Source organism: Sphingomonas sp. Ant20, assembly GCF_000783375.1.
In the GTDB taxonomy this organism is placed as follows: domain Bacteria; phylum Pseudomonadota; class Alphaproteobacteria; order Sphingomonadales; family Sphingomonadaceae; genus Sphingomonas; species Sphingomonas aerolata.
In genome coordinates, this window is sequence record NZ_JRVI01000081.1 from 18,890 (window position 1) to 28,611 (window position 9,722).

The following is a 9,722-nucleotide window of genomic DNA, read 5'->3' on the forward strand; positions in this document are numbered from 1 at the left end:
CGTGGTTTCCGTATATTCGAGATCATGGGCGTGCAGCGCACGTCCCAAAGGTCAGATCGAATAAAGCCCGAACTCCAGCGGCCTATAGCCGCGAGCTCGGGCTAACCCCGTGCGGCGAGTTGGCCGGCGTGATCGAGGAAACGCTTATGTGTCGCGGATGCGTACATGAAAGTTACATTGGACCCGTGCCCGGTAATGTCAACACATGGCACAAGATCAGGGCCATTCGGCCAGTCGACTATCGACCGCCAAATGGAACCATGCGGGCGGTAGCCCCTCTCCCGTCAAGGAGAGGGGCGGTGATCACGCCGCGCCTTTGCTGGGGAAGGCGAAGCCGATCGGCTGGATGGCGGTCGCGTCCTGTTTCAGGCGGGCGGCCATCTGCTCATATTCTCGCTCGGTTTCGGGCGTGACGCTGGCGCGCGATTCCTTCAAAGCGTTCTCGAAATCGGCCATCGTCACGTCGGTCGAATCGATCGAGCGACGCAACGCGACCAGGCCTGCGCGGCGGACGACGTCCTCCAGATCCGCACCCGAAAACCGGTCGGTACGGTCCGCGAGACGATCGAGATCGACGTCGGACGCGAGCGGCATCTTCTGCGTCTGGATGCCGAGGATCCGCCGGCGCCCCGCCGTGTCGGGTACGCCGACATAGACGAGCTCGTCGAACCGCCCCGGGCGCAGCAGCGCCGGGTCGATCAGATTGGGGCGGTTGGTCGCGCCGATCACGACGACCGACTGGAGTTCTTCCAGACCGTCCATCTCGGCGAGGATCGTGTTGACGACGCGCTCGGTCACCTGCGGCTCACCCGCGCCGCTGCCGCGTGCGGGCACCAGCGAATCGAGTTCGTCGATGAAGATCACGCAGGGTGCGACCTGACGCGCGCGCTGGAACAGCCGGGTGATCTGCTGCTCGCTCTCACCATACCATTTGCTGAGCAGGTCTGACGATTTGGTGGCGATGAAATTCGCCTCCGCCTCGCGCGCGACCGCCTTGGCGAGCAGGGTCTTGCCGGTACCGGGCGGGCCGTAGAGCAGGAAGCCCTTGGCCGGGCGGATGCCAAGCCGCCGGAACGCGTCGGGATTCTTGAGCGGAAGCTCGACGCCTTCCTTCAGCCGCATCTGCGCATCGTCGAGCCCGCCGACATCGGCCCAGCGCACGGTCGGCGCCTGGACCATGACCTCGCGCATCGCCGACGGCTGGACGCGTTTGAGCGCGCCAAGGAAATCCTCGCGCGTGACCGACAAGTCGTCGAGCACCTCGGGCGGGATCGTGCGTTCCTCGAGGTTGAGCTTGGGCATGATCCGCCGCACCGCCTCGATCGCCGCCTCACGCGCCAGCGCTGCGAGATCGGCACCGACAAAGCCGTAGGTCGTGCGCGCCAGCTCGTCGAGATCGACACGGTCGCCCAAAGGCATGCCACGCGCATGGATGCCGAGGATTTCGCGGCGGCCGCGCTCATCGGGAACGCCGACGACGATCTCACGGTCGAACCGGCCGGGACGCCGCAGCGCCTCGTCGATCGCCTCGGGACGATTGGTCGCGGCGATCACGACGAGATTGGCGCGTGCCTCAAGCCCGTCCATCAGCGTCAGCAGCTGCGCGACGAGACGCTTTTCGGCCTCGCCCGATACCTGCCCGCGCTTGGGTGCGATCGAATCGATCTCGTCGATGAAGACGATCGACGGCGCGGCCTTGGCGGCCTCCTCGAACACCTGGCGCAGCTTGCCTTCCGACTCGCCATAGGCCGACCCCATGATCTCGGGGCCGTTGATCAGGAAGAACTGCGCATCGGACTCGTTGGCGACCGCGCGCGCGAGCCGCGTCTTGCCGGTGCCGGGGGGGCCGTGCAGCAGCACGCCCTTGGGCGGATCAACGCCGAGGCGCTGAAAGAGTTCGGGATAGCGCAGCGGCAGCTCGACCATCTCGCGCAGCTGGTCGATCGTCTGCGCCATGCCGCCGATATCGTCATAGGTGACGTCGGCGCGGCGTGCGTCCTGCGGCTCTTCATATTCGGGGCGCAGCTCGATCTCGGTATTCTCGTCGATATGGACGACGCCCTTGGGGCTGGCGGCGATTACCGCGAGGCGGATCTCCTGCAGTGCATAGGCGGGCGCGTTCATGAACTGCTGGACGCCCGCGGGCATGTTGCCGACGCGCTGATGCCCCGCGGTCGCGACGATGTCGCCCTGGCAGATCGGCCGGCCGAGAAACGTGCGCTTCAACGCGTTGGTCGAGCCCTGAAGCCGCAGATTTTGCTGTGCGGGTGCGAAGACGACGCGCGTCGCGGGCTTCGATTCGGCTTTGCGCACCTCGACGAAATCGCCCGAGCCCACACCCGCATTCGCGCGCTGGAGCCCGTCGATGCGCAGGATGTCGAGCCCCTCGTCCTCCGGATACGGCCCGACCGCACGCGCGGGCGTGTTCTGCTTGCCGAGGATCTCGATCACGTCGCCCTCGCCGATGCCGAGCGTCGCCATCAGCGCGCGCGGCAGATGCGCCAGGCCGCGGCCGCTGTCCTCGGGACGCGCGTTCGCCACCTGGATTTTCCGCGTCGGGGTTTCGCTATCGGGCATCTCGACTCCTTCAAACTCGAAGCGTGTCAGATGGGGGGCCGCCGCCGGGCTTGCGAGGACTTGAAAAGACAAAAAAAAGGGCCGGCCAATGAAGGCCAGCCCATGAAGTTTTTAGGAGAGGATGCCTGAAAGGCGAGGTCTTTTTGCGTCGAGGCGGTTCATGTTGCAAGTGCGAATGGATCCGCTACGATTGCGCTAACTGCAATCGTAGGCTTCAATGCGGCCAATGATGCGGATCACATGCATCGAGTCGGATAAGGGAGTCGGGGAGGAATCATGCGGAGGCTGCCGCCACTCGGGGCTATCGAGGCGTTCGTCCAGGTCGCGCGGCTGGGCTCGATCAAGGCCGCCGCGGAGGATCTGGCGCTGTCCGCGCCCGCGCTCAGCCGGCGCGTGCAGAGCCTTGAGCGCTTCATCGCCAAGCCACTGTTCGCGCGGCGGCACCAGGCGATGGTGCTGAATGCGGACGGGGAACGCCTGCTCGCGCAGATCGCACCGGTGCTCGATTCGCTGTCGGATGCCGTCGAATCGATGACCAGCACGACCGAGGTGCTGCGGCTGCGGCTGGGCATCCTGCCGCTCTATGCGTCGCAGAAGCTGTTCCCGCGGCTCGGCGAACTGCGCGCGTCGCATCCCGAACTGCATCTCGACATCGATACCGCGGCGCATCTGGTATCGCGGCTGGGCGACGGGCTGGACGCGGTGATCGCGCTGTCGCGCGAGATCGATCCGGCCTTCTATGCGCGGCGGCTCGATCGCAATTCGGTCTATGTGATCGGTGCGCGCACCCTGCTCGACCGCGCCGATCCGATCACCCGACCCGAACAGCTCTCGACGCTGACCGCGCTGGTCCACCGCGACATGACGGATACGTTCACCGCTTGGCGGACGGCTGCGGGGCTCGACGATATCGAGCCGCTGGCGATCGATCATTTCGATTCGGGGGCGCTGATGCTCGAAGCGGCGGCGCAAGGGCTGGGCGTCGCGTTCATGCATGCCAGCCATTTCGAGGATGCGAACGATCCGCGGCTCGTGCGGCTGTTCGAAATCGAGGTGGAGAGCCCGTACAGCTATTGGTTCGTCTGCCGCCCGCGCGCATTGCAGGCCAAGCCGGTCAAGCTGTTCCACGACTGGCTGATCAAGACGCTGGCGGAAGTTTAGCAAGGCACAGCCTCCGCTCGGATACCGGATGTACGGTTGAGAGAGGGTCAGGGTAGCAACCGCGACGCGCTTCTGACTTGAAGCGCGTCGGGGCTAAGCCGCGCCGTCGGACGGAGCTTTGCTCCGCCGGCCGGCTTCGACTGTCTCCGACGCAGCTTGGCTGCGCCGGTGCAGTCTTCAGCTCAGGCTGCGCGTGCCTTCACAATCTTGCCGGGTGCGCGCGGCGGCTCGCCCTTGGGGAGCGCGTCGATCAGCTCCATGCCGTTGGTGACTTCACCCCAGACGGTGTACTGCTTGTCGAGGAAGCGCGCGTCGTCGAACACGATGAAGAACTGCGAGTTCGCCGTGTCGGGCTGGTTGGTGCGCGCCATCGAGCACACGCCGCGGACATGCGGCTCGGCCGAGAATTCCGCCTTGAGGTTCGGCTTGTCCGAGCCCGACATGCCGGTGCCGGTGGGATCGCCGCCCTGCGCCATGAAGCCCGGGATCACGCGGTGGAACACGACGCCGTCATAGAAGCCGTCATTGGCCAGCTCGACGATGCGCTCGACATGCTTCGGGGCCAGATCGGGGCGCAGCTTGATCGTCACGTCACCGCCGTCGAGGGTCAGCGTCAGCGTTTCGGGGGGTATCGGCCATTGGGTCTTCTCCTGAATTGATGCGCGGCAGATAGGGATCCACCCCGCGACTGGCAAATGCATGCGCAGCGCGTTAGGGCCCAAGCGCACGCTTTTAAGGGAGGCAGCCATGAGCGAACTCGAGCTTCCCGAGGTCGAAACCGAGACCCAGCCCGAAACGCAGCTCGATCGCGACGACCGGTTGCGGCCCGAATTCGTCCGCGCCGTGCTCGACGCGGTCGAGGACGGCGACAATGCGGCGGCACGCGCGCTGGTCGAGCCGCTGCACCCCGCCGACATCGCCGATCTGTTCGAGCTGACGCCGCAGGAGGATCGCGCGGCGCTGGCGCGCGCGGTCACCGATCTGCTCGACGGCGACGTGTTCGCGAGATGAACGATTATGTCCGCGAGGATCTGATCGATGCGCTCGAGCCGCACCAGGTCGCCGACCTTGCCTCCGAACTCGATACCGATGACGCGGTCGCGATCATCGAGGACATGGACGAGGACGAGCAGCGCGCGGTGCTGCGCGCGCTCGATCCCGACGATCGCGCCGCGATCGAGGAGGCGCTGAGCTACCCCGAGGAGTCCGCGGGCCGCCTGATGCAGCGCGAGCTGATCGCGGTGCCCGAGCACTGGACCGTCGGCGACGCGATCGATTATCTGCGTGGTCACGAGGAGCTGACGACCGATTTCTGGGAAATCTTCGTCGTCGACCCCGCGCACAAGCCGATCGGCACGTGCCAGCTGTCGTGGATGCTGCGCACGCCGCGCGGGATCGCAATGGCCGATGTGATGAAGCGCGAACAGACGCTGATCCCGGTCGACATGGACCAGGAAGAGGTGGCGCTCCGCTTCCAGAAATATGCGCTGATCTCCGCCGCGGTGGTCGATCATGGCGGCCGGCTGGTCGGCATGATCACCGTCGACGACATCGTCCACATCATTTCCGAAGAGGCGGGCGAGGATACGCTGCGTCTGGCAGGGGCTGGCGACGGCGACATCAACGAACCGATCCGGCTGACGGTGCGGACGCGCTTCACCTGGCTGGTGGTCAATCTGGGCACCGCGATGGTCGCATCGTCGGTCGTCGGGCTGTTCCAGGGGACGATCGCGAGCTTCGCTCTGCTTGCGGTGCTGATGCCGATCGTCTCGGGGATGGGCGGCAATGCCGGGACGCAGACGCTCGCGGTCGTGGTCCGCGCGCTCGCGACCAACCAGCTGACGAGTTCGAACACCAAGCGGATGATCGTCCGCGAATTCCGGATCGCCACCGCCAATGGCGTCATGCTGGGCACGCTGATCGGGCTTGGCACCTATGTGATCTTCCGCAACACCGACCTGTCGATCGTGATCGCCGCGGCGATGCTGACCAACAACATCACCGCAGGGCTTTCCGGCGTGCTGGTGCCGATCACGCTCGACAAGTTCCGGATCGATCCCGCGGTCTCGTCGGCGGTATTCGTGACCACGATGACCGATACGATGGGGTTCTTCTCGTTCCTCGGCCTTGCCAGCCTGTGGGGGCTGCACGGTTGACGCTCCGGTTGACTGGCGCGGATTAGCGCCCATTTCCAGACGGATGCCGCTTCACCTCACCAAAGTCGCGTTCGGCGCGGACAGCGTCGACCATCTGGCGGAGCGCCTGCGGCTGCGCGGTGAGGAGGGCCCCGTGTTTCTCACCACCCGCTACCTGCCCAAGCGACACGAGGAGGTGGCGGGGCCGGTCGGCGAAGGCGGCTCGATGTACTGGATCCTGAAGCACCAGCTGATCGCGCGCTCGCCGATCCTGGGCTTTGGCGAGGCGGAGGGCGGACGAGTCGCGATCCATATCGACCCCAAACTGGTGCTCGTTCAGGCGCGGCCGAAACGCGCGCATCAGGGGTGGCGGTATCTCGAGGGGGCGGATGCGCCGCTCGATCTCGGCGGCGACGCGACCGGGCTCGACATCATGCCGCCCGCGCTGATGACCAAGCTCGCCGAACTCGCGCTGATCTAGCCTGCGCGGTTAGCGGCCACAGATCACCGGGCCGGTGGCGGCGGCGCGGACCGTGCAGGCGGCGGTGCCCGCGACCGTGACCGAGCCCGCACCGCCGTTCGTCACCTGCGCGGTGCGGCGCGCCGAGGCGCGGGTTTCGCCGACGCCGTCCTGCATGACGACGAGATCATCGACAGCCAGTGCGGTCGCGTCGATCAGCCCCGGACCACTGACGGTCAGACGTGCACGTGCGCTGCGCCCTGCCAGCGTCATCCGCCCGGTGCCGATGACGGTGGCGTTCAGCTGGTCCGCCTGCGCATCGTTCACCGCAAGGCTGCCCGCACCGCTGACCGCGAGATCCAGCCGCATCCCCTTCATGCGATCGATCGTCAGCCGCCCCCCCGCCACGACGCTGGCAAAGGCGAGACGCGGCGTGGACAGCGTCACGATCACCGGGCGCTGCGCCCCCGTCTCGGGGCGTTCGCCCCAGCGGCTCGTGCTCCGCCGGACCGACAGCGTCGCGCCGTCGACGCGGATCTCGACCGCCTCGGTCGCATGCGGATCCCCCGCGACCTTTGCGCCGGGCGATCCCGTGACGAGGCGCACGTCGAACGGACCGTCGATCCGGACCCGCTCGAAGCTGCCCACCGATACGCTACGATCGGCCGCGGCCGCGGCGACGGGACAGGCAAACAGGAGCGGCAGGACAAGAAAACGGATCATGGCGCGATCGTTGCCGCTTCGACGCACCGACGCAAGCCGCGCGCGCAGCGGATCACGGTGCGCAGCGGACCGAGCCGGAGCCCATCTTGGACACGGTGCACCGCGCGGCGCTGCCCAGGTCGACATCGCCCGACCCCATCATGTCGACGGTGGCTGGACCATCGACGACCGCGCGGACGCTGCCCGAGCCGGCAATCTCGACCCGCGCGGACCGGGCCTTTAACCCGGCTGCGTCGACATCCCCCGAGCCGGCGATCTCGACCGCCAGCGCCCGCGCGGATCCCGCCGCTGAGACGCTGCCCGAGCCCGCGATCGCGACGGCGAGGTCGTCGACCTTCACCGCCGCGACCCCCAGACTGCCGGAGCCCGCGATATCAGCCGCGAATCGCGTTCCCTCGACCCGGTCGACGGTCATGTCCCCCGATCCCGATATCGTCGCCCCCGCCAGCCGCGGCAACGTGACGAAGACCTTGACCTTGCCCGATCGCCCCCAGTTGAGATTGACGCCCTTGCGCCGCCCGATCTCGAGCGTGTCGCCGTCCCGCTCGATCGTCAGCCGGTCGAGCGCCTCGGCAGGCCCCTGCGCACGCACCGAAAAGCCAGTTCCCACGCGCACATCGACATCGCTCGCCCCACGCAGGTCGATCGAGCTGAAATCGCTGACCATATAGGTGCGGGTCGTGCCGGTGCCGCTCGGCGATGCCCCCGCCCCGTCATCGTCTCCCGACCAGCTGAACGAGCAGGCAGCAAGCGGCATCATCAGACCGAGCGCGAGATACTTCATGGCATCCTCCCGTGTATTGCACAAACAATACACCCTATCGGCGAGAGGCGGAAGCGGAATCCGTGGTGGTCGTCGGCCGACGGACCAGAAACGCAAAAGGGCGGCCCCGCGGGACCGCCCTTGCGTCATCGAACGGAGCGCCAGCGGTCAGGCGGGCAGCTTGTCCTTGTTGTAGATCGCGGCGGCGGCGCGGAGGATGTCGAGGATCTTCTCCTGCGCCTTGGGCTCATCAATCTCTTCCATCGCGGCGAGTTCGCGGGCGAGACGGCTGGTCGCACCTTCGAAGATCTGACGCTCGGAATAGCTCTGCTCGGGCTGGTCGTCGGCGCGGAACAGGTCGCGGACCACTTCGGCGATCGACACGAGGTCGCCCGAATTGATCTTCGCCTCATATTCCTGCGCGCGGCGCGACCACATGGTGCGCTTGACCTTGGGCTTGCCCTTGAGCGTGTCCATCGCCTCGCGCATCGTTTTGTCCGAAGACAATTTGCGCATGCCGACGCTTTCGGCCTTGTTGGTCGGAACGCGGAGCGTCATGCGCTCCTTCTCGAAACGGAGGACGTAAAGTTCGAGCGTCATGCCGGCGATTTCCGAGCGTTGCAGCTCGATCACACGGCCGACTCCGTGCTTTGGGTAAACGACGAAATCACCGACGTCGAAGGACAGTGCCTTGGCAGCCATTGGGGGCCTTTCCGGATCAATGCCTCCACGCGGTGCCACAGCGACGCGTTCGCCGGATTGCACCGTGGAGGAATAGGGTTCGAACATACTCCAGGCGGACGACTTGACATATCGCGCCCGTCACGGACCCAATTACCATCTTTGCAACAAAATTACCAGCCGATCGTGACAGCCCTCGTGCCCCAATCCGCCATAAAGACACGAATTTCGTGCGATTTTCAGTCGCCGGCGCCGGGCTCGGGCGAGAAATACTTGTCGAACTTGCCCTCAACGCCCTTCATCGCGTCCGCGTCGGGGGGCGTCTGGTTGTCGTTGCGAGTGACGTTGGGCCACTGCGCAGAGAAGGTCGTGTTGAGTTCGAGCCACTGCTCCAGCCCGCTCTCGGTGTCGGGCAGGATCGCCTCGGCGGGGCATTCGGGTTCGCACACGCCGCAGTCGATGCACTCGCTGGGATTGATCACCAGCATGTTCTCGCCCTCATAGAAGCAATCGACCGGGCACACTTCCACGCAATCCATGTACTTGCAGCGGATGCAGGCATCGGTGACGACGTAGGTCATTGCAGAACTCCTGGGCCGGATTCCTTCCCGGCGACGAACGGCCTGCGACTATGCGCGCAGGCCCGTCGCGTCAATCATAGCAAGCCTTCTGCGAGACGTTATCAGGCTTTGCCGCCTCCGACCGCCTCCGCCCAAACCACGCCGTCATCCTGACGAAAGTCAGGATCCAAGGCAATGAGACGCTGTCCTTTGGTATCCTGGATCCTGACTTTCGTCAGGATGACGGGCGGGGTGGTGCGACGTCGTCCGCTTCGGTGCCGGCGGGGGTCTGGCCGGCGATCAGGTCTTGATAGCACGCCTGCGCTTCGGGGGCGGGACCGCGGCGTGTCGGCAGTGCCTCGATGCGGATCACGCGGACGCGGTCGTTGGCGGCGAAGGTGAGGACGTTGCCGATCCGGACGGGACAGTGTGCGCGGTCGATCGCGCGGCCGTCGATTCGCAGATGCCCCTTCTCGGCAATCGCCTGGGCCGCGCTGCGCGTCTTGGCGAGCCGGACGAACCACAGGAACCGATCGATCCGCATCGCGCCTTCACCCATGGCGGACCAGTGCGGCAAGCCCGGCAAACGCGTTCTGCCGCGACGGGTCGATCGGCGTCGCAGGGACCGCGCGCGCGGGCGGGCGGCCGCGCCAGACCCAACG

Annotated in this window: 9 protein-coding genes and 1 pseudogene; 3 read left to right on the forward strand and 7 right to left on the reverse strand. The window is 66.3% G+C overall.

All coding sequences use genetic code 11. The features are described from left to right. Positions 1–303: 303 nt before the first annotated feature. Positions 304–2,577: a CDC48 family AAA ATPase gene (locus tag NI18_RS11815; protein WP_037530033.1), complete on the reverse strand. Its 2,274-nt coding sequence runs from the start codon at positions 2,575–2,577 to the stop codon at positions 304–306. A 276-nt stretch (positions 2,578–2,853) separates the two neighbouring features. Between NI18_RS11815 and NI18_RS11820 the strand changes: the two genes are divergently transcribed. Beyond that, on the forward strand, positions 2,854–3,738 hold the full coding sequence (locus NI18_RS11820; protein ID WP_037530034.1) for a LysR substrate-binding domain-containing protein: 885 nt from the start codon (positions 2,854–2,856) through the stop codon (positions 3,736–3,738). A gap of 182 nt (positions 3,739–3,920) precedes the next feature. On the opposite strand, the gene NI18_RS11825 is transcribed toward NI18_RS11820, so the two are convergent. After that, a complete protein-coding gene (locus tag NI18_RS11825) occupies positions 3,921–4,370 on the reverse strand; it encodes a peptidylprolyl isomerase (protein WP_037530045.1) in 450 nt (149 codons plus the stop codon). Between the two features lie 115 nt (positions 4,371–4,485). Between NI18_RS11825 and mgtE the strand changes: the two are divergent. Then, positions 4,486–5,894 (forward strand): annotated as a pseudogene (mgtE, locus tag NI18_RS11830) (magnesium transporter). A 43-nt stretch (positions 5,895–5,937) separates the two neighbouring features. Continuing rightward, a complete protein-coding gene (locus NI18_RS11835) occupies positions 5,938–6,354 on the forward strand; it encodes a DUF1489 domain-containing protein (RefSeq protein WP_037530035.1) in 417 nt (138 codons plus the stop codon). A 9-nt stretch (positions 6,355–6,363) separates the two neighbouring features. Here NI18_RS11835 and NI18_RS11840 read toward each other — a convergent pair whose 3' ends face one another. From NI18_RS11840 to NI18_RS11860, 5 genes are all read right to left on the reverse strand, one after another. Beyond that, complete coding sequence (locus NI18_RS11840; RefSeq protein ID WP_037530036.1) at positions 6,364–7,056, reverse strand: DUF2807 domain-containing protein; 693 nt, start codon at positions 7,054–7,056, stop codon at positions 6,364–6,366. 52 nt (positions 7,057–7,108) lie between these two features. Then, complete coding sequence (locus NI18_RS11845) at positions 7,109–7,840, reverse strand: head GIN domain-containing protein (RefSeq protein ID WP_037530038.1); 732 nt, start codon at positions 7,838–7,840, stop codon at positions 7,109–7,111. A gap of 147 nt (positions 7,841–7,987) precedes the next feature. Continuing rightward, on the reverse strand, positions 7,988–8,521 hold the full coding sequence (locus NI18_RS11850) for a CarD family transcriptional regulator (protein ID WP_031393647.1): 534 nt from the start codon (positions 8,519–8,521) through the stop codon (positions 7,988–7,990). Positions 8,522–8,739: 218 nt separating this feature from the next. Next, positions 8,740–9,081 (reverse strand): ferredoxin FdxA, encoded by a 342-nt coding sequence (fdxA, locus tag NI18_RS11855; RefSeq protein ID WP_031393648.1) that lies wholly within the window; start codon positions 9,079–9,081, stop codon positions 8,740–8,742. A gap of 214 nt (positions 9,082–9,295) precedes the next feature. Further along, complete coding sequence (locus tag NI18_RS11860) at positions 9,296–9,619, reverse strand: RNA-binding S4 domain-containing protein (protein WP_042466606.1); 324 nt, start codon at positions 9,617–9,619, stop codon at positions 9,296–9,298. Positions 9,620–9,722: the final 103 nt, after the last annotated feature.